General features: G+C 63.6%; 17 protein-coding genes. 12 read left to right on the top strand and 5 right to left on the bottom strand.

Going from position 1 to position 19223, the window contains the following annotated elements; all coding sequences use genetic code 11:
* Nucleotides 1–29: 29 nt before the first annotated feature.
* Nucleotides 30–1658, bottom strand: coding sequence for a choline dehydrogenase (locus ACIPW4_RS25495; protein WP_400662975.1), 1629 nt, complete (start codon nt 1656–1658; stop codon nt 30–32).
* A gap of 397 nt (nt 1659–2055) precedes the next feature.
* Nucleotides 2056–3084, bottom strand: a complete 1029-nt coding sequence (locus ACIPW4_RS25490; protein ID WP_400662972.1) for a GlxA family transcriptional regulator — start codon at nt 3082–3084, stop codon at nt 2056–2058.
* A 112-nt stretch (nt 3085–3196) separates the two neighbouring features.
* Between ACIPW4_RS25490 and ACIPW4_RS25485 the strand changes: the two genes are divergently transcribed.
* Together ACIPW4_RS25485 and ACIPW4_RS25480 are read left to right on the top strand one after the other, a co-directional pair.
* Nucleotides 3197–4297, top strand: coding sequence for a cis-3-hydroxy-L-proline dehydratase (locus tag ACIPW4_RS25485; protein WP_400662969.1), 1101 nt, complete (start codon nt 3197–3199; stop codon nt 4295–4297).
* Nucleotides 4298–4360: 63 nt separating this feature from the next.
* Entirely contained in the window at nt 4361–5290 is a 930-nt protein-coding gene (locus ACIPW4_RS25480) for an ornithine cyclodeaminase family protein (protein WP_400662966.1), read from the top strand.
* A 16-nt stretch (nt 5291–5306) separates the two neighbouring features.
* Here the strand turns inward: ACIPW4_RS25480 and ACIPW4_RS25475 are convergent, their stop codons facing one another.
* The gene (locus ACIPW4_RS25475; protein WP_400662963.1) at nt 5307–6185 is read right to left on the bottom strand and encodes a helix-turn-helix domain-containing protein; all 879 of its coding nucleotides are present in this window, start codon (nt 6183–6185) and stop codon (nt 5307–5309) included.
* Between the two features lie 177 nt (nt 6186–6362).
* Between ACIPW4_RS25475 and ACIPW4_RS25470 the strand changes: the two genes are divergently transcribed.
* The 4 genes from ACIPW4_RS25470 to ACIPW4_RS25455 are packed head-to-tail and all read left to right on the top strand — an operon-like array spanning nt 6363 to nt 10620.
* Nucleotides 6363–7190, top strand: coding sequence for an SDR family NAD(P)-dependent oxidoreductase (locus tag ACIPW4_RS25470; RefSeq protein ID WP_400662961.1), 828 nt, complete (start codon nt 6363–6365; stop codon nt 7188–7190).
* Nucleotides 7187–8905, top strand: coding sequence for an FAD-dependent oxidoreductase (locus ACIPW4_RS25465; protein WP_400662959.1), 1719 nt, complete (start codon nt 7187–7189; stop codon nt 8903–8905). The genes ACIPW4_RS25470 and ACIPW4_RS25465 overlap by 4 nt, the downstream gene beginning before the upstream one ends.
* The gene (locus tag ACIPW4_RS25460) at nt 8905–9222 is read left to right on the top strand and encodes an NIPSNAP family protein (RefSeq protein WP_400662957.1); all 318 of its coding nucleotides are present in this window, start codon (nt 8905–8907) and stop codon (nt 9220–9222) included. Before ACIPW4_RS25465 ends, ACIPW4_RS25460 begins: the two co-directional genes overlap by 1 nt.
* A 54-nt stretch (nt 9223–9276) precedes the next feature.
* Nucleotides 9277–10620, top strand: coding sequence for an MFS transporter (locus ACIPW4_RS25455; protein WP_400662955.1), 1344 nt, complete (start codon nt 9277–9279; stop codon nt 10618–10620).
* Nucleotides 10621–10729: 109 nt separating this feature from the next.
* Here ACIPW4_RS25455 and ACIPW4_RS25450 read toward each other — a convergent pair whose 3' ends face one another.
* Both ACIPW4_RS25450 and ACIPW4_RS25445 read right to left on the bottom strand, forming a co-directional pair.
* Entirely contained in the window at nt 10730–11725 is a 996-nt protein-coding gene (locus ACIPW4_RS25450; RefSeq protein WP_400662952.1) for an aldo/keto reductase, read from the bottom strand.
* 99 nt (nt 11726–11824) lie between these two features.
* Nucleotides 11825–12676, bottom strand: a complete 852-nt coding sequence (locus tag ACIPW4_RS25445) for a LysR family transcriptional regulator (RefSeq protein WP_400662949.1) — start codon at nt 12674–12676, stop codon at nt 11825–11827.
* Between the two features lie 89 nt (nt 12677–12765).
* Between ACIPW4_RS25445 and ACIPW4_RS25440 the strand changes: the two genes are divergently transcribed.
* From ACIPW4_RS25440 to ACIPW4_RS25415, 6 genes are all read left to right on the top strand, one after another.
* A complete protein-coding gene (locus ACIPW4_RS25440) occupies nt 12766–13677 on the top strand; it encodes a LysR family transcriptional regulator (RefSeq protein WP_400662946.1) in 912 nt (303 codons plus the stop codon).
* Nucleotides 13678–13775: 98 nt separating this feature from the next.
* Complete coding sequence (locus ACIPW4_RS25435) at nt 13776–14696, top strand: hydroxymethylglutaryl-CoA lyase (protein WP_400662943.1); 921 nt, start codon at nt 13776–13778, stop codon at nt 14694–14696.
* Nucleotides 14696–15898: a CaiB/BaiF CoA transferase family protein gene (locus ACIPW4_RS25430; protein ID WP_400662941.1), complete on the top strand. Its 1203-nt coding sequence runs from the start codon at nt 14696–14698 to the stop codon at nt 15896–15898. The genes ACIPW4_RS25435 and ACIPW4_RS25430 overlap by 1 nt, the downstream gene beginning before the upstream one ends.
* Nucleotides 15899–16423: a gamma carbonic anhydrase family protein gene (locus ACIPW4_RS25425; protein ID WP_400662938.1), complete on the top strand. Its 525-nt coding sequence runs from the start codon at nt 15899–15901 to the stop codon at nt 16421–16423.
* Nucleotides 16424–16490: 67 nt separating this feature from the next.
* On the top strand, nt 16491–17807 hold the full coding sequence (locus ACIPW4_RS25420) for an MFS transporter (RefSeq protein WP_400662935.1): 1317 nt from the start codon (nt 16491–16493) through the stop codon (nt 17805–17807).
* 41 nt (nt 17808–17848) lie between these two features.
* The gene (locus ACIPW4_RS25415) at nt 17849–19132 is read left to right on the top strand and encodes an OprD family porin (protein ID WP_400662933.1); all 1284 of its coding nucleotides are present in this window, start codon (nt 17849–17851) and stop codon (nt 19130–19132) included.
* Nucleotides 19133–19223: the final 91 nt, after the last annotated feature.

The following is a 19223-nucleotide window of genomic DNA, read 5'->3' as shown; positions in this document are numbered from 1 at the left end:
TCCTGAAACGTGTAATTGGCTGCCTGGCATCACGCGCAGCGAAGGTTGAGTGGGGAGAGCGCCTGACCCAGTACGGCGTCGGACAGTTTTTCCGCGATCATGATGGTCGGCGCGTTGGTATTGCCGGTGGTCAAGGTCGGCATGAGCGAGGCGTCGATCACACGCAGGCCGTCCAGGCCATGGACCTTGCCGTCTTCATCCGTGACCGACATGTCATCGAAGCCCATCTTGCAGGTGCCCACGGGGTGATAACCGCTGCCTGAGTTATCCCTGACCCAGTTTTCCAGTTCTGCACGGGTTTTCATTTCAGTGACGTTGCCGAACCCGCCTTTGCGCAGTTCATCCCAGGCAGACAGCCGGACCATTTCACGGGTCATTTCAACGCCATCGGTGAGTGTCTTGATGTCGAAGGGGTCTGTCAGGTAATTGAACCTGAGGGCAGGGGCCGCCGTGGGGTCTGCCGACTTCAACGTCACGCTGCCTCGGCTTTTGGGGTGCAGTATGCTGGTGAAGTACTGGAAACCTTCGGTCGCCGTCGACTTGCCCTGATGGAACAGGCCGATCATCGGGAAGAACTCTTGTTGAATGTCCGGGCGATCAAGGCCCTCTCGGCTGCGCATGAACGAACCGACTTCGAAGTAGTTGCTGGTGCCGAGGCCACGCTTGGCCAATACCCATTTAGCGCCGGTGACAATTCGGCCCACCGGTGAAAGTTGCTTGACCGGAGAAACATCGCGGTGAGTTGTGTATTGAATCGGTACGCCCAAGTGGTCCAGCATATTCTGGCCAACCCCGGGAAGATGATGAATTGACTGCACGCCGTGCTGGGCCAGTTGCTGGCGATCACCCACGCCGGAGAGCATCAGCAAGTGCGGAGAACCGATGGCCCCTGCGCACAAGATGACCTCGCGATCGGCCTGCGCCTGGAACGTCTTGTCGTTGACCGCGTACTCCAGCCCAACGGCCCGACGGCCATTGAAAATGATTTTGCGGGCAAGGGCATTGGTGACCACCGTGAGGTTCTGGCGGTCGGCGGCCGGGTCCAGAAAACTCGCAGCGGTGCTTTCCCGAACGCCCTTTCTTATGGTCGCTTGCACATAATGCACACCGTCCTGCTGCGCGGCATTGTGATCGCGGGAAAGTGGCAAGCCAAACTGCTGGCCCGCCTGAATGAATGCGTCATAGAGCGGCCCTTTGGCCTCGCAGCGCTTGACATTGAGAGGCCCGGCGCCACCGCGGTATTCGTTGGCACCACCCTCGAAACTTTCCATGCGCTTGAAATAGGGCAGGCAATGGGCGTAAGACCACTTCGCCAATCCCGCTTGTGCCCAGGCATCATAATCACGATAGTTGCCTCGGTTGAAGATCATGCCATTGATGGATGAACTTCCGCCGAGTACTTTCCCACGGTGCTGAACATCGACTCGGCCATTGAGGCCAGGTTCGGGCTCTGACGAAAACATCCAGTTGTAACGCGTGGCTTCCAAGGGAAGCCCCATGGCTGCCGGCATCTTGATGATCACGTTGTTATCGCGAGGGCCGGCTTCGATCAAGAGCACACGGTTATTGGGGTTTGCCGACAGTCGATTAGCCACCACACAGCCAGCCGAGCCCGCACCCACGATAATGTAATCGTAGGTTTTTTTCGCGCTATTCATGTTCTACAACCTCGCTTTATATTTTTTGTTGACGTGCGAATGCCGCAGCCAATAACTCGATAGAGTTACCGGTTTAAATATTCGCAAGTACGCCGAACTTAGAGCTTGAACGTTAAAAGTGACTGCCCTCGCTTCAATTCAAAATCGCACGCGTTTTCACGGTGGTCAATAGCGGTCTGCACGGCTCTGGCGATCCGCCGTCAGCCACTGCACATCTATAGGAAAAAATTTTATTATTTAATATCAACGACTTAGGGAGTCTAAGTTTTTTTGCATGTGTCGCTAATGAGATCGCGGGTGTCGTTCCCAGAATGGTTGACGATGGGAAGTTGTGAGTTGGCGAATTCGGTGTCGCTGGCTGTCGCATCCAGGCACCTGAATTCACCCGCATCCCGGCTCAGTGCCCGCCAACCTGTTTACGGATCGTGCGCAACCGCGAAGGCGTGGTCTGGTAGGTGCGCTTGAACCACAGGATCAGGTGTGCGCTGTCGGTGAAACCGCACTCGTGAGCGATCTGGGTGAGCGAGCGGGTACTGTTCAACACCATCCAGTGCGCTGCCTTGAGCCGAATCTGCCGCCAGTAGGCAGCGGGAGGCACATGCACATGCAGGTCGAACAGCCGGCTCAGTTCCCGCTCGGAAACCCCCACCGCAGAGGCGATGCTGCTGACCGAGCCGGTCTCGTGCATGCGTTGTCGCATCAAGCCCACTGCGTTCACGACCCGCTGATCCGAGCAGTTCAGCCCGATCTCATCGTCGGTGGCGCTTGCCACCTGCATCTGGTCGTATCCGCGATCGGCCATGAGGAAATGCAACGTCTTGTCTGCCCTGACTTTTCCGCAATGTTCAGTCACCAGGTGCATGGCCAGGTTGATGGCTGCAAGCCCACCCGGGCAGGTGATGATTTCGTCGCGCACCACAGGCTCGTCAGTCACGGGAATGGCGCCTGGGTGCAGGTGGCGCAGGGCGTCCGCCATCGAGAAGTGCACGGCGCAGCGCCGCCCCTCGAGCAAGCCCATGCGGGCCAGAAGAAACTGCCCGGTGCAAAGGCCGATCAGCGGCACACCCGCGTCGATTGCCTGGCGGATGTAGTCGATGGTTGCTTGCGGGACAGGTTTGCTGGTGTGGAGGATGCCGCCGTGCACGACCACGTAGTCGTAATCGGCTGGATTGCCAAAGCGCTTGGTCGGCAGCATCGGGAACCCACAGCTCGCCGAGATGGGTTGTTCATCCTCGGCCAGAAGATCCCACGCGCAGTAGATCTGCCGGCTGTAATCACGCTCGTCCGCGGAAAGCCTGAGGAATTCCACGAAGCAGGAAAGCGACATCAGCGTGAAATCCGGCAAGGGGACGATGCCCACGCGCAGGGGTGGCTTGGCGTCTGGAGCGGGCCTGGTAGGGCCGAGGTAGGACTGATCGACGTGCATGATGCGGATGCCTCTGCTGAGATCTACTGCGAATTTTCCTGAATCTACAATTCCTGCCCTGCCAAAGTCACTATTCTCGTTCGAAATTGAACCACTGGCAGGAGTAAGGCGCGTGAAGATTTCCAAGATTTCCATCTACCAGGTTGCTCTCCCACTGCGGGAAGCCTACAGCTGGTCGACCCAGACCTACACCGCGTTCGACAGCACCGTGGTGCTGGTTGAAACCGACAGTGGCCTGACGGGCGTTGGCGAGATTTGCCCCCTCGGCCCGTCTTACCTTCCCGCGTTCGCTGCTGGTGCTCGCGCAGGGCTGGCCCAGATCGCCCAAGGCCTGATCGGGGAAGACCCTTTGCAGATCGGCCGCATCAACCAGCGGATGGATGAGTTGCTCAAGGGGCACCCCTATGCCAAGTCTGCCATGGACATGGCCTGCTGGGACCTGCTGGGCAAAGCCACCGAGCAGCCTGTTTACAATTTGCTGGGCGGCCTGTTGACCGAGAACGTCACCCTTTTCAAAGTGATCAGCCGCGATACGCCCGATGTCATGGCCAGCAAGCTGGCGAGTTACCAGGACCAGGGTTTCCGCCAGTTCCAGATGAAAGTGGGGGCCAAGGCCAGTGACGATATCGACCGTATCTTCGCGGTATCGGAAAACCTGCGGGCCGGAAACATTCTCGCAGCGGATGCAAACACCGGCTGGAAGCAGCATGAAGCCATCCGGGTGGTGAAGGCGATTCGCGATGTCGACATCTATGTCGAACAGCCGTGCCTTTCCTACGAGGAATGCCTGGCTGTTCGTAAAAACACCAGCCATCCCATCATCCTCGACGAATGCATGGATGACTTGCGTGTGCTGATGCGCGGTTATCAGGACAGTGCCATGGATGTGATCAACCTGAAGGTGAGCCGCGTTGGCGGGCTGACCAAGGCGCGCCAGTTCCGCGACCTCTGCGTGAGCCTGGGCATTGCGCTGACCATCGAAGATACCTGGGGTGGCGAGATCGCTACCTCGGCCTTGACTCACCTGGCACACTCGACGCCCAAAGGGTTCCACTTCCAGTCGTCGGCCTTCCACGAGTACCACAGCGCGGCGATCGCTGACGGCGGCCCGGTCATCAAGGACGGCTACATGGTTGCCTCTGATGCACCAGGCCTTGGTGTCACGCCACGCATGGACGTACTCGGCCAGCCGCTTCACGTGATTACCGGCTGAAGAACGCGCAGTCACCTATAACGGGGGGGCTTTGCAGCCCCTTCGTTCATTGGAGAACATGTTATGCAGATCATCTCGAAAGACCAGGTCGAGGCTGTGGCCGAATGGGGGGCGATCATCCAGTCGCTGCATGATGGGCACTTGGGCGACCGTCCACTGAACGGTGAATTCTTCGTAGGGGATGCCGAGGCAGGACTGTTCAGCCGAGGTGTCGTGCTTGCGGGTGTTGGGGCAGGCGTCAAGATCGCTTCCATGCGCGCTGGCAACGCCGCACGTACGCCGAGCCTGCCTAATGAGCACGCGGCCTTCTTATATATAGAAGAGGAAACCGGCACCGTTGGCGCCTTTCTGGACGGCCCTGCCATTACACGGCTGAAGACCGCGGCGGATTCGGCGCTTGCAGCCAGCATGCTCAGCAGGGAAGACAGCGAGGTGTTGCTGGTGCTTGGCGCTGGGCCCATCGCGGGAGCGCTGACTGAGGCCTACTTGCATGTTCGGCCGAAATTGCGGCATGTGCTGCTGTGGAACAGAACGCCGGCAAAGCTTGAGCACGCGGCGCAACGTATTGCCAGTCTTGGGGTCGAGGTATCAATTGTCGATGAACTTGAACCGGCGCTGGCGCGTGCCGACATCATCGTCTCGGCGACTTCGGCAGCCTCGCCTTTGATTGCAGGCCGATGCGTTCGTCCTGGCACCCATGTCGATCTGGTGGGGGGCTACAGGGCTGATATGCAAGAGGCCGACGTCGAACTGGTCGGCAAGGCGCGCATTTTTGCAGATGATCGCGCGTCAGCGCTGGCATCCGGCGATCTGTGCATTCCTTTGAGTCAAGGTGTGATCGAAGAAGGTTGCATCGAGGCTGATCTGTTCGAGCTGTGCCAGCGCGCCGATTTTGTGCGACTACCTGAAGACATAACGCTGTACAAGAACGCGGGCGGCGCTCACCTTGACCTGATTGTCAGTCGATACGTGCTTGAAGCCATCAACGCCTAAGCGTTGAACCCGAGCATCAGTCGGATTTGGCGTCGCGAAACTCACTCGGGCTCACCCCACACTGTTTGCGAAAGAACCGGCTGAAGTACCCGACATCGGCAAACCCCAGTTCGTGGGCAATCTCCTTCACGCTCGCATCCGAATGCCCCAGCACCCGCTTGGCCTCCAGCACCAGGCGGGCGTTGACCACATTCATCGGGGTCATCCCCAGGTGCTCCTGGCACAGGCGCCCCAGCGTCGCCAGGGTCATGCCCAGTTCGCCGGCATAAAAGCCCAGTGGCCGGTGCTCGCGGTAATGCCTGTCCACCAGCTCACGGAACCCGGTCAGTTGCTGGCTGCGCCGTGACGCTGGGCGCTGTCCCGGACCCGGTGTTTCTTGAACATGGCGCAGGGCCTGGATCATCAGGGTCAGCAGCAGCGCCATGCTGCTGGCCACATGCTCGCGGGCGCGGTTGTGGTATTCCTCGCGCAGGGCCAGGCACAGCGGCAGCAACGGGTCATCCTCGGCAGGCCAATGGGGCAGGGCGATGACCTGAGGCTTGCGGATCGCTGGCAGCAGGTTGGGCGCGAGCACTTGGGCGATGCTTTCCAGCGGTGGCTGAGCAGCGGTAATCACCTGGCCTTCGACCGCGCCGGCCCAATGGAAGCCGTGCACCACCTGAGCCGGCACATACACCACGCAAGGTGCGCAGACCTGCACGCGCTCGCTGTCAAACAGCACTTCGCCGCTGCCGCTCTGCAGGTACAGCAGCTGCAACAGGCCGTCGTGGCGGTGCGCGGCGATTTCCCAGTTGTGCGCGCCGGAGCGCTGGGAAATCTGCTCCACATGCAGGGACTCGTGCCACACCGGCCGCGCGGTTTCGCCGTACAGGGCGTAGTTGGGGATCTTGTTCATCTTCTTGTAATTGTTCTGATCGCTACCCGGTCACTGTGCCACAGCCAGGCGCAGGCTTCAGGTGCCAGGCACACGATTGAGCGGAATGTGGCGATGCTTGCAGGTTTTGTCCATTCTGCCGGCCGGCCCTTCGGCCCTAGTCTGTTCGCCAGATCAAGCGACACTCTGGAGAGCAGCATGCAGAACAACAAGACTTCCTCCAACTGGCTGGGCCTGGATTCAGCTGTTTGCGTGGTCACCGGGGCGGCCGGTGGCATTGGTGCGGCGCTGGCCGCCGCGCTGGTCGGGCAGCAGGCCCACGTGGTGCTGCTGGACCGTGACGTCGACAAGTGCCGCGCGCTTGCCGCCAGCCTTGGCGAACACAGTGTCGGCGAAGTCAGCGCGCTGGCCTGCGACATCGCCGACCCGGCCAGTGTCGAGCAGGCCGCAGCCCAGGTGCAGGCGCTGCATGGGCGCTGCGACGTACTGGTGAACAATGCCAGCGTGCTGCGCCCGGGGGCGCTGGAGGTACTGAGCCTGGAGCAGTGGAACCAGGTGCTGGCGGTCAACCTCAGCGGCTACCTGCTGTGCGCGCAAGGCTTCGGCCGCGCGATGCTTGCCCGTGGCCAGGGGCGCATCGTGCATGTGGCCTCCATTGCGGCGCATTACCCGCAACCCAACAGTGGCGCCTACAGCGCGGCCAAGGCTGGGGTCAGCATGCTGTCGCGGCAGATCGCCGTGGAGTGGGGGCCGCGCGGGGTGCGCAGCAATGCCGTGTGCCCGGGGCTGATCCGCACGCCACTGTCGGCGGCGTTCTATGCCGACCCCCAGGTCGAACACCAGCGCAGCGCGATGACCGCCAACCAGCGCATCGGTGAACCGCAGGATATCGCCGATGCCGTGCTGTTCCTTGCCAGCCCGCGCGCCGACTACATCAATGGCGCCGAGCTGACTGTGGATGGCGGACTGGAGAGCATGCCCATGGCACTGATCCCGCGCCCCGGCTTCGAGGGGGTGAAAGCATGAACACGCGCAGCTGCGATGTACTGGTGATCGGTGCCGGGGCCGGTGGCCTGGCGACTGCGATCACGGCGAAGAAGCATGGCCTGGATGTCGTGGTGATCGAGAAGGACGACTGCTTTGGCGGCACCACGGCGTTTTCCGGTGGCGTGTTGTGGGTGCCGGGCAACCGACATGACCTGAACGCCAGCCATGACCAGGCCCTGACCTACCTGCGCAACGAAACCGGCGCCTGTTTCGACGCTGCCGGCGTCGAGGCGTTCTTGCAACATGGGCCGCAGATGATCGAATTCTTCGAGCGCGAGACCACGGTCAAGTTCGTACCCACGCTGTACCCGGACTACCACCCGCAGGTCGAGGGTGGCGTCGATATCGGCCGCTCGATCCTGGCCGCGCCCTACGATATCCGCGGCCTGGGTACGGACATGGCCAGGCTGCGCCCACCGCTGAAAACCATCACCTTCATCGGCATGATGTTCAATTCGTCGAATGCCGACCTCAAGCACTTCTTCAACGTCACCCACTCGCTGGCCTCGTTCAGCTATGTGGCCAAACGGCTGCTGACCCATTTCAAGGAGTTGCTGCTGTACCGTCGCGGCACCCAGGTCACCAGTGGCAATGCCTTGGCGGCGCGGCTGGTGAAGTCGGCGCTGGACCTCGGCATCCCGATCCTGACCGGTACCCCGGCGCGGCAGCTGCTGCGCGAGGGCGGGCGGGTGAGCGGAGCACTGGCCCAGCAACAGGGGGGCGAGCTGCGCATCGAGGCGCGGCGCGGTGTGGTACTGGCATGCGGTGGTTTCTCCCATGACCTGCAGCGTCTGCAACAGGCTTATCCGCATGTGCGCCGCGGCGGCGAGCACTTCTCGCCGGTGCCGGCGGGCAACACCGGCGACGGCGCACGCATGGCCGAGGCACTGGGCGGCAAGGTGGATATCCGCCTGCAGGCCGCGGCGGCATGGATGCCGGTATCGAAAGTGCCGATGGCAGGCGGCAAGCAGGTGGCGTTCCCGCATTTGCTTGATCGCTACAAGCCCGGGGTCATCGGCGTGTTGCGTTCAGGCCAGCGCTTCACCAATGAATCCAACTCGTATCACGATGTCGGCGCGGCGCTGATCGAAGCCTGTACCGACCAGCCGGAAACTGCCATGTGGCTGGTCTGCGACCGGCGCACCCTGGCCAAGTACGGCTTGGGCTACGCGAAGCCGGCGCCGATGCCGCTGGGGCCGCTGCTGCGCAATGGCTACCTGCTCAAGGGCAACACCCTCACCGAGCTGGCAGCCAAGGCAGGTATCGATGGCCAAGGCCTGGAGCGCACGGTGCGCGAATACAACCTCGGCGCGGTGCACGGGGAGGACCTGCAGTTCGGCCGTGGCAGCACCACGTTCAACCGCTACCTGGCCGACCCGCAACAGCAGCCCAACCCCTGTGTGGCGCCGCTGGGTGAGGGGCCGTATTTTGCGGTGAAGGTGGTCATGGGCGACCTGGGCACCTTCGACGGTATCCGCACCAGCGTGGTCGGCGAGGTGCTCGATGGTGAGCGGCGCGCCATCACCGGGCTGTTTGCGGTGGGCAACGACCGGGCCAGCATCATGGGCGGCAACTACCCCGGCGCGGGGATCACTCTCGGGCCGATCATGACCTTCGGCTACATCACCGGGCGGCACCTGGCCGGGGTCGAACAGGGGCTGGCCAGTGCCGACCAGGCGCGGGAGGTGGCGTGATGGACAAGGCGATTGTCGACCACCGCACCTACACCATCCGGCCGCGCTGCATGGCGGCGTTTCTGCAAGCCTTCGAGCAGTTGGCCATGCCCATTTTGCGCCGGCACCTGGGCACGCCGCTGGGGTTTTACGTGAGCAGCATCGGGCCGTTGAACCAGGTGGTGCACCTGTGGGGCTACGACAGCCTGGAGGATTTCGAGCGGCGCAGCGCGGCGCGCGATGCCGACCCGGATTTTGCCGCGTACCTGCAGGCCACCCGCGACCTGGTGGTGGCGCAGGAGACACGGATCATCAAGCCGGTGCATCTGCGCAACTGATGTTGCCTGTTCCGGCCCCGTCGCCCTCAATAAAAACAACAAGAGGCAAGGTAAATGAACGCACCAATCGACATACGCCAACTGATCGATCAGCAGCCCATCGGTGCCTACCAGAAGTGGGTGGTATTCCTCGGTTTCCTGATCATCGCCCTGGACGGCCTGGACGTCGCCATCATCGGTTTCATCGCCCCGCAACTGAAAAGCGACTGGCAACTCGGCGCCCAGTCCCTCGGCCCGGTGCTCAGTGCGGCGTTGATCGGCTTGGCCCTCGGCGCCCTGGTCGCCGGCCCCCTGGCCGACCGCTACGGGCGCAAGGCGGTGCTGCTCGGCAGCGTGCTGCTGTTCGGCCTGTGGACCCTGGCCTCGGCCTTTTCCCCCAACCTGGAGACCCTGGTCGCACTGCGCTTTCTCACCGGCCTGGGCCTTGGCGCTGCAATGCCCAACGCCAGCACGCTGGTCAGCGAATACGCCCCGACGCGCAGCCGTTCGCTGCTGATCACCCTGGCGTTCTGCGGGTTCTCGCTGGGGGCGGCGCTGGGCGGTTTCGTCAGCGCCTGGATGATCCCGAACCTCGGCTGGCGCAGCGTGCTGGCGCTAGGTGGAGTGTTGCCGCTGCTGGTCTTGCCGTTGCTGTGCTGGCGCCTGCCCGAGTCGGTGGCCTTCCTGGTCAGCCAGGGCGCCGACCCACAGCGTATCCGGCGAATCGTCCAGCGCCTGGCACCTGGACACTGCGGCCCCGACAGCACCTTCGTCATACCCGCCAGCGTGCACAAGGGCAGCGCCATCGGCACCATCCTCTCGCCTCGCTACCGCTTCGGTACGCTGATGCTGTGGACGGGTTATGTGCTGGCGCTGTTCCTGGTCTACCTGTTCAGCGGCTGGCTGCCGACGTTGGTGAAGGAGGGCGGCGGCTTCTCGGTATCGCAAGCGGCGATCGTCACGGCGTGTTTCCAGATCGGCGGGCCGGTCGGTGCGGTTTCGGTAGGCTGGGCCATGGACCGCTGCCACCCGCAGCGGGTGCTGATGCTGACCTTCCTGTTCAGTGGCGCGGTGATTTTCGCCATTGGTCAGGTGGCGGGTGATTTTGCCTGGCTGTGCACCATCGCCTGGGCCGTGGGCTTTGGCTTGAATGGCGCGAGCGTGGGCATGAATGCGCTGGCGGCGGCGTTCTACCCGACCGAGGCCCGCGCTACCGGGGCCAGCTGGATGAGCGGCATTGGCCGCTTCGGTGCCATCCTCAGCGCTTTTGCCGGTGCGCAGATGCTGGCGCTGGGCTGGAGCTTCGCCCAGGTGTTCGCCTCACTGCTGGTGCCGGCGGGCCTGGCGGCATTGGCGGTGTTGCTACAGGGTTGGCATGCCAATGCCGTAAAGAGTACAGATGTACTCCGTCCGGTGTAAGCCTGTGCCGGCCTCTTCGCGGGTGAACCCGCTCCCACAGAATCACCACAATGCTGAGTAATGCGCGGACCCTGTGGGAGCGGGTTTACCCGCGGAGGCCGGTGCAGGCTTACTTGAAGCCTGTCACTGCATGCGGCACGTAGGGCGCTTCCAGCCGGGCCTTTTCCTCATTACTCAGCTGGAACGCCAACGCGGCAATCGCATCATCCAGCTGCGCCACCTTCGAAGCCCCGACAATCGGCGCCGACACGCCGCGCTTGCCCAGTACCCAGGCCAGTGCCACCTGGGCCATCGGCACACCGCGTTCGCCAGCAATCTGCTCGACCACATCGATCACCCGGCCATCTTCCACTTCGGTCTTCTCGTAGAACGACTGCCCGGAAATGTCGCTACGGGTACGCGCGGTCTGCTGGCCATGGGGGCGGGTCAGCCGGCCGCGGGCCATCGGGCTCCAGGGCATCAGGCCGACGCCCTGGTCCAGGCACAGCGGGATCATCTCGCGCTCTTCCTCGCGGTAGATCAGGTTGAGGTAGTTCTGCATCGACACGAAGCGGCTCCAGCCGTGGCTGGCCGCCACCTGCTGGGCCTTGGCGAACTGCCAGGCATACATCGACGACGCGCCGATGTAGCGCGCCTTGCCGGCCTTGACCACGTCGTGCAGGGCCTCCATGGTCTCTTCGATGGGCGTGTGGTAATCCCAGCGGTGGATCTGGTACAGGTCGACATAGTCGGTGCCCAGGCGTGTCAGGCTGGCGTCGATGTTGGCCATGATCGCCTTGCGTGACAGGCCCTGTTCATTGGGGCGGGTGCTGCCTTCCCACATGTTGGCGGGGAAGAACACCTTGGTGGCGATCACCGTCTCGTCGCGGCGGGTGCACTCCCTGAGCAGCTTGCCGAGGATGATTTCCGAAGTGCCGGCCGAGTAGCTGTTGGCGGTGTCGAAGAAGTTGATGCCTTGCTCGACGGCGTGGCGAATGATCGGGCGGCTGTCGGCTTCGCCGAGGGTCCAGGGGTGAGTGCCGGCGTCCGGTTCGCCGAAGGTCATGCAGCCCAGGCACAGTTTCGAGATGTCCAGGCCGGTGTTGCCCAGTTTGACGTATTGCATCCGTGGCTCCCTAGTGATCGGTTGTGCGATGCGGGGAAGCTTAGCGGTGATGGCAGCTTGCGAAAATCCCGAATCGGTGCAGGCGCAATCTGCATAAATTCACAAGCGAAGCAGCGGCTTGACCTGTTGTTGCAGGAAGTCGGTGACGGCCTTGATGCGGGGGGTGTTGCGTACATCCTCGTGCACGGCCAGCCAGATCTCGATGCTCATGGTCTGCTCGTCCTCGCCGACGACTTCCAGGCCATGCTCCTGCGCCATGAACGCCGGCAGGCAGGCGATGCCCACCCCGCCGGCAGCCGCCTGGGCCTGGATGCGCAGGTCGTTGCTCTGCAACACGAAAGGCGGGTTGCCGGTCTGGCTGAGCAGCCACTGCTGCTGCGGCGACCTGGCCTGGGATTCGTCGTAGCCGATGTAGCGTGGCGTGCCAGTGCTGCCCAGGTAGCCGGGCGCTGCGTACAACCGGTAATCCAGATACCCCAGCAGGCTGGCGACCAGCGTCGGCTCGGTGGGCCTGGCCAGGGTGATGCTGATGTCGGCCTCGCGGCGGGCCAGCGAGGCACGCGACTTGCTGCCGACCAGCTTCAGGTGCAATTGTGGGTAGCGCTGCAACAGCGCCCCCAGGTGCCGGGCAATGATGCTGCCGAGCAGCGCGGGCGGGGCGGCCAGCACCACTTCGCCGTCGACCTGCTGCTGGCCGGCATTGGCAAAGTGCTCCAGGGCGAACGACGACTGGGTCATCTGTTCGGCATATTCGCCTACGCGGCGGCCTTCATCGGTCAATGCGTAAGCCCTGGGGCGGCGGTCGACCAGCTTGAGGTTCAAGGCGGCCTCCAGCGCGGCGATGCGCCGGGCCACGGTGGCATGGTCGACACCCAGTTGCCTGGCTGCAGCCGACAGCGAACCGCTACTGATGAAGGCGGAGAAATGGCGCAGGTCTTCCCAATCGAACATGGCGGGCCTCTGAAGTCGAGGGGCCATGATACGGCCTTATGGGCCCGGCAGGTGCTAGGATGGCTGCCATTTGCGCAACGGGTACCGCCATGCAACCCCTCGATCACCTGTCGTTGCACCTGTTCATCGTGGTCTGCGAAGCCGGCACCATCGCCCGTGCCAGCGAGCGGGCATTCATGGCGCCGTCGGCGGTCAGCAAGCGCATCTCGGACATCGAAGCGCGCTTCGGCACAGCGCTGCTCAAACGCAGCAAGCGCGGCGTCGAGCCGACACCAGCGGGCCTTGCGCTGTTGCGCCATGCCCGCAGCCTGACCCGGGCCATGGAGCGCCTGGACAGCGAACTGAGCGAGTACGCCGAAGGCGCGCGCGGGCATGTGCGCGTGCTGGCCAACGTGTCGTCGATCATGGAGTTCCTGCCTGAGGAGCTGTCGTCGTTCATGCTCGACAACCCGCTGATCCAGGCCGACATCGAAGAGCGTTTCAGCCCGGACGTGGTGCGTGGGGTAGCGGAAGGCAGTGCCGACTTGGGCATCTGCCGCAAGTCGATGGCCGTCGGCGAGTTGGAATTCGTGCCGTACCGGCAGGATCACCTGGCCGTGGTAGTTGGCGCCGATCACCCATTGGCCGGGCGTGGCAGCATCGCCTTCGAAGAAACGCTGGATTATGAGCACCTGGGCCTGTCGGCATTCGCCACGCTCAATACCTTCATGCGCAACAGCGCCGAGGCGGCCGGCAAGGAACTGCGCTTTCGCTCCTACGTGTCGTCGTTCGATGCGGCCTACCGCCTGGTGCAGTTCGGCCTGGGCCTGGCGGTGTTCCCGCAGGAAGCGGTGGCGCGCTATGCGCAGTTGTTCGACTTGCGGGTGATCCCGCTGACCGATGACTGGGCACTGGGCGAGTTCGTGATCTGCATGCGCGACCGCCATGCCTTGAGCCTGTCTGCCCGTCGCCTGCTCGACCATTTGCTGCTGCGCGCACCGGCCTGGCAAACCCGCGATTGATCCATCGCGGCTGACGATGGATCAGCCCGTGAAACACGTCTTTTCTGCCTGTCGTCCTGCTCTTAGTCTGGCTCCACGCTTCACACAGAGAGAGCCCGATGACAACAATAACGATCAATGAAGTCGGCATGCGTGATGGCCTGCAAAGCCTGCACACGGTAATGCCGACTGCCGCCAAGCTGCGCTGGATCGACAGCGCTTATGCCGCCGGCGTGCGCCACATGGAAGTCGCCTCGTTCGTGCCGGCCCGCCTGCTGCCGCAGATGGCCGACGCCAGGCAGGTGGTGGCCCACGCGCTGACGTACCCCGACCTGCTGGTGACGGTGCTGGCGCCCAACCTGCGGGGTGCGCAGGATGCGCTGGAGTCCGGTGCCCATCGCATCGTCGCGCCGGTTTCGGTCAGCACCGCCCACAGCCTGGCCAACGTGCGCCGCACACCGCAAGAGATGGTCGAGGAGCTGGGGCGCATGTGCCAGCTGCGCAGCGAGCTGGGGCGTCACGAGGTGCAGATGATCGCCGGCATGTCGGTGGCCTTTGGCTGCACCCGCCAGGGTGATGTACCACTGAGTGACCTGTGCGAGCTGACCCGTCAGGTGATCGAGGCGGGCTGCGACCTGGTTTCGCTGGGCGACACCACCGGTTACGCCAACCCCGGCCAGGTGGCCACGGTGATCCAGGCCGTGCGTGCCATTGCCGGCGAGCGCCTGCGCGCCGCGCACTTCCACGACACCCGTGGCTTGGCCCTGGCCAACAGCCTGGTGGCGGTTCAGCAAGGCATTCGCGAGCTGGATGCATCGCTCGCCGGCCTTGGCGGTTGCCCGTTCGCGCCGGGCGCATCGGGCAACACGGTGACCGAAGACCTGGTGTTCATGCTGCACAGCATGGGCCTGGACACCGGTATCGACCTGCCGGCACTGATTGCCTCGCGCCAGCTGCTGCGTGAGGCCTTGCCGGATGAACCGCTTTACGGTGCCATCGCCCGTGCCGGGCTGCCGCTCAACTACCCAGGAATCGCATGATGTCCAGACTCCCGTTGGACGGCATTCGTGTCGTCGAAATCTCGCACATGGTCATGGGCCCCACCTGCGGCATGATCCTTGGCGACCTGGGCGCCGAAGTGATCAAGATCGAGCCCACTCGTGGTGACGGTACCCGCCGTCTGCTTGGTGCGGGGGCGGGCTTCTTCCGCACCTTCAATCGCAACAAGCAGTGCATCGCCATCGATGTCGACACGGACGAAGGGCGCGCAGCGGTGCTGCAGCTGATCGACACCGCCGACGTGTTCATCGAGAACTTCAAGCCCGGGCGCATGCAAACGCTGGGCTTCGACTACGCCACGTTGCGCCAGCGCAACCCGCGGCTGATCTACGCCTCGCACAAGGGCTTCCTCAGTGGCCCGTACGACAACCGCCTGGCCCTGGACGAAGTGGTGCAGATGATGGCCGGGCTGGCCTACATGACCGGGCCTGTTGGTCGGCCGCTGCGGGCCGGCAGTTCGGTGAACGACATCATGGGCGGCATGTTCGGCGCCATTGGTGTGCTGGCCGCACTCAACGAGCGTAACGGCACGGGCATCGGCCGCGAGGTGCAGAGCGCGCTGTACGAAAACTGCGTACTGCTGGCGGCCCAGCACATGCAGCAGTACGTGGTGACCGGCCAGGCGGCGGCGCCGATGCCCAACCGCATCAGCGCCTGGGCCATCTACGACGTGTTCACCTTCGCCGGCGGCGAGCAGATGTTCGTCGCTGCCACCGGGGAAGGCCAGTGGCATGCGCTGTGCCAGTTGCTGGGCCAGACCGCCTTGCTCGATGACCCGACGCTGGCCAGCAACAATGACAGGGTGCTGCAGCGCCCGCGGCTGCTGGCGCACCTGGCTGAGGTGTTCGGCAACCTCGATGCCGGGCAACTGGCGGTGGAGCTGGAGGCCAACGGCATTCCTTTCGCGCCCATCCGCCGTCCGGAAGAGCTGTTCGACGACCCGCACCTGACCCAGAGCGGTGGCATGGCAGACCTGCAGCTCGAAGATGGCAGCAGCACGCCGATGCCGTTGCTGCCGCTGTCGCTGGACGGCCAGCGCCTGCAGCCGCGCCGGCCGATCCCACGGATTGGCGAACACACGCACAAGGTGATGCGCGAGCTGGGCTACAGCGACGAACACATTGCCGAGCTGTGTGCAGCCGGCGTGCTGAAAACCGACGATCAGGCCCTGGGAGCGTACTGAATGGCGATCTATCGATACGACACGCTGACGCCGGACATTCACCCGGAAACCTTCATTGCCGAAGACGCCACGGTGATTGGCGACGTCACCCTGGCACAGGGCGCGAGCGTGTGGCCGCAGGCGGTGCTGCGCGGTGACAACGCACCGATCCGTATCGGCCAGCACAGCAACGTGCAGGAAGGTGCCGTGCTGCATGCCGACCCGGGCTTTGCCTTGAGCGTGGGCCGCAATGTCACCATCGGCCACCAGGCCATGCTGCACGGCTGCAGCATTGGCGATGGCGCGCTGGTCGGGATCCAGGCTGTGGTGCTCAATGGTGCGGTGATCGGCCGCAACTGCCTGGTCGGCGCCGGCGCCATCGTCACCGAAGGCAAGGTGTTCCCCGACAACTCGCTGATCCTCGGCGCGCCGGCCAAGGTGGTGCGCGAGCTGAGCCCTGAAGCCATCGCCGGCATGCAGGCCAATGCCGCCGAGTACGTGCGCAAGGGCCAGGCCTTCAGGGACAAGCTCGTGCGCATTGCCTGACACCTTGCCAGCGGTGCCCAGCCGAGGCACCGCCGCTCTCCGATAATTACAAGAATGGAGATCCACCATGGTTGCCATGACTGGCGAAGTGGCGCGCGAGCGCGCCGACAGCCACATCGATGAACTTCTGCTGTACCGCCGCGTGGCCTGGCGCATCATGCCGCTGGCCATCATCTGCTTTCTGTTTTCCTACTTCGACCGTATCAACATCAGCTTCGCCAAGACCCAGATGCAGGCTGAGCTGGGCCTGAGCGACGCCGCCTATGGCCTGGCGGCGAGCATGTTCTTCATCGGCTACGTGCTGTTCGAGGTGCCGAGCAGCCTGGGCCTGAAACGCTACGGGGCGCCGGCCTGGATCTGCCGGATCATGGTGTCGTGGGGCCTGGCCACCGCGGCGCTGGTGTTCGCCTACACCCAGTACACGCTGTATTTCCTGCGCTTTCTGATCGGCGTGATGGAGGCCGGGTTCGGGCCGGCGATCCTCTTCTACCTGGCCTGCTGGTTCCCCCGCAAGCACCTGGCGAAGATGAACGGCCTGTGGTTCCTCGCCGTGCCCCTGGCCGGCGCGGTGGGCGGGCCGGCGGCGGGCTTCCTGCTGGGGACCATGGACGGTGTGCTGGGCCTGGCCGGCTGGCACTGGCTGTTCCTGATGTCGGGGTTGCCCTGCGTGCTGCTGGGCGGGCTGGTGCTGTGGAAGCTGGACCGCGACATCGAGTCGGCCAGGTGGCTGAGCCGCCAGGAGAAAGACCTGCTGGTAGAGAACCTGGCCCAGGACAGGCGTGTGCAGAAGCCGGTGCTCGGGTCGATCTGGCGGGTACTGCTGACCCGTGAAGTGGCGATCATGGCGTTCGTCTACTACGTAGTGAAAACCGCTTCCTACGGCTTGAATTTCTGGATGCCGCACCTGATCAAGTCGTCCGGTGTGCAGGACATGCTCTGGGTCGGCGTGCTGTCGGCACTGCCTTACGCGGTGGCCTGCATCGGCATGGTACTGCTGACCCGGCGCTCGGACCGCACCGGGGAGCGCAAGCGTTACCTGGTGTACTGCCTGCTGGCCGCTGCGCTGGGCTACCTGCTGGCCTGCCTGAACGCGGACTCGTCCTGGGCGATGATGGCGGCGCTGGTGCTGGCCACGGCGGGCACCTTCATCGCCATCCCGATCTTCTGGACCATTCCGCAGTCGACCTTCTCGGGCCTGGCCATCGCCACCGGCACGGCGGCGATCAACTCGGTCGGCCAGCTGAGCGGCATCGTCGCGCCGGTGATGGTCGGCAAGATCAACGACCTCACCGGCAGCAGCTATATGGGCATGCTGTCGATCGCCCCGTTGATCCTGATCGCCTGCCTGGTGGTGATGCGCTACGTCAGAAACCCCAAAGCCTGAACAGCAACGCTTTCCAACAAGAACAACAACAAGGCGTAACCATGAACATTTCCCTCTCCCGGCGGGCATCGCTGATGCTCGCGGCGCTTGGCTGCGCGTGCCAGGCAGCCCAGGCAGGCTTTGTCGACGATGGCAAGGGCAGCCTGGAGCTGCGCAACTTCTATTTCGACCGCGACTTCCATGGTGATACTGCCAGCCAGTCGCGGCGCGGCGAATGGGCCCAGGGTTTCATGCTGAAGTGGCAGTCGGGTTATACCGACGGGGTTGTCGGCTTCGGTCTGGATGCCGCCGGCATGCTGGGCATCAAGCTCGACTCATCGCCCGACCGCAGCGGCACCGGGCTGTTGCCGCGAGGCAGCGACAAGCGCGCGGTGGACGACTACAGCAAAGCAATTGCCACGTTCAAGGCAAAACTCTCGCGCACCGAGTTGCAGGTCGGCGGGCTGAGCCCACAGCTGCCGCTGCTGGCGTCGAACTACAGCCGGCTGTTCCCGCAGTGGTTCAACGGGGCGCAGGTGGTCAGCAAGGATCTTGACGATTTCACCTTTACCGCCTTGCAGGTTGATGCCACCACGCTGCGGGACTCCACCAATTTCGAAGACCTGACGGCGATGGCACAACAGGGTGCCTATTCAGCGACGCAGAGCAGTGACCGCCTGTATTACGCCGCAGCGGATTACCAGCCGCTGAAGAACCTGACCGTGAGCCTGCACACCAGCGCACTCGAAGACCTGTTCCGCCGTGATTTCGCGGGTTTCAAGTACCGCATCGCCGTGGGGCCGGGTGAGGCGTTCACCGAGTGGCGCTGGTTCAACGCCCGGGAACAGGGCAGGGCATTGCTGGGGGAAGTCGACAACCGCACCTTGAGCACCAACTTCGGCTACAGCCTGCACGGCCACACGTTCAGCGGCGGCTACCAGAAGGTCAGCGGCGATACCGCCTATGCCTATGTGGGCGGCACCGATACCTACCTGTTCAGCGAGCAGCAGGTCAGCACCTTCGCTCTGGCCAACGAGCGTGCGTGGATGTTGCGCTATGACTTCAACTTTGCCGCCCTGGGCATCCCGGGGCTGACGTTCAACGTGCGCTACGTGAAGGGTGATCAGGTCGACCCGCAGCGTATCGCCACGAGCAAGGGCAGGGCGCTCGAGGCACGGGGTGGTGAGGGCGAGGAGTGGGAGCGGACCACGGATATCACCTATGTGGTGCAATCGGGGACGTTCAGGAATCTGTCGCTACGCTGGCGCAACGCGAGCATGCGCTCGAACTTTGCCGATGCGGCGGACGAGAACCGGGTGATCGTGGGATACACCTTCGACTTCTAGCGTTGTCGCTCCTGGTCAGGCTGATGCAATTACTGTGGGAGCGGCCTTGTGTCGCGAAAGGGCTGCGCAGCAGCCCCAGCGATTTATGCGC

Origin of the sequence: Pseudomonas sp. NPDC089996 (assembly GCF_044748405.1) — a bacterium.
In the GTDB taxonomy this organism is placed as follows: Bacteria; Pseudomonadota; Gammaproteobacteria; order Pseudomonadales; family Pseudomonadaceae; genus Aquipseudomonas.
The sequence above is the reverse complement of the archived record's forward strand: the minus strand, read 5'-3'. Positions and strand labels throughout refer to the sequence as shown.

Bases quoted from the DNA above. Each gene is read 5' to 3' on its own strand.
- ACIPW4_RS25495 (WP_400662975.1), bottom strand. From the start codon at position 1,658: ATGAATAGCGCGAAAAAAACCTACGATTACATTATCGTGGGTGCGGGC.
- ACIPW4_RS25490 (WP_400662972.1), bottom strand. From the start codon at position 3,084: ATGCACGTCGATCAGTCCTACCTCGGCCCTACCAGGCCCGCTCCAGAC.
- ACIPW4_RS25480 (WP_400662966.1), top strand. From the start codon at position 4,361: ATGCAGATCATCTCGAAAGACCAGGTCGAGGCTGTGGCCGAATGGGGG.
- ACIPW4_RS25475 (WP_400662963.1), bottom strand. From the start codon at position 6,185: ATGAACAAGATCCCCAACTACGCCCTGTACGGCGAAACCGCGCGGCCG.
- ACIPW4_RS25470 (WP_400662961.1), top strand. From the start codon at position 6,363: ATGCAGAACAACAAGACTTCCTCCAACTGGCTGGGCCTGGATTCAGCT.
- ACIPW4_RS25465 (WP_400662959.1), top strand. From the start codon at position 7,187: ATGAACACGCGCAGCTGCGATGTACTGGTGATCGGTGCCGGGGCCGGT.
- ACIPW4_RS25460 (WP_400662957.1), top strand. From the start codon at position 8,905: ATGGACAAGGCGATTGTCGACCACCGCACCTACACCATCCGGCCGCGC.
- ACIPW4_RS25455 (WP_400662955.1), top strand. From the start codon at position 9,277: ATGAACGCACCAATCGACATACGCCAACTGATCGATCAGCAGCCCATC.
- ACIPW4_RS25450 (WP_400662952.1), bottom strand. From the start codon at position 11,725: ATGCAATACGTCAAACTGGGCAACACCGGCCTGGACATCTCGAAACTG.
- ACIPW4_RS25445 (WP_400662949.1), bottom strand. From the start codon at position 12,676: ATGTTCGATTGGGAAGACCTGCGCCATTTCTCCGCCTTCATCAGTAGC.
- ACIPW4_RS25440 (WP_400662946.1), top strand. From the start codon at position 12,766: ATGCAACCCCTCGATCACCTGTCGTTGCACCTGTTCATCGTGGTCTGC.
- ACIPW4_RS25435 (WP_400662943.1), top strand. From the start codon at position 13,776: ATGACAACAATAACGATCAATGAAGTCGGCATGCGTGATGGCCTGCAA.
- ACIPW4_RS25430 (WP_400662941.1), top strand. From the start codon at position 14,696: ATGTCCAGACTCCCGTTGGACGGCATTCGTGTCGTCGAAATCTCGCAC.
- ACIPW4_RS25425 (WP_400662938.1), top strand. From the start codon at position 15,899: ATGGCGATCTATCGATACGACACGCTGACGCCGGACATTCACCCGGAA.
- ACIPW4_RS25420 (WP_400662935.1), top strand. From the start codon at position 16,491: ATGGTTGCCATGACTGGCGAAGTGGCGCGCGAGCGCGCCGACAGCCAC.
- ACIPW4_RS25415 (WP_400662933.1), top strand. From the start codon at position 17,849: ATGAACATTTCCCTCTCCCGGCGGGCATCGCTGATGCTCGCGGCGCTT.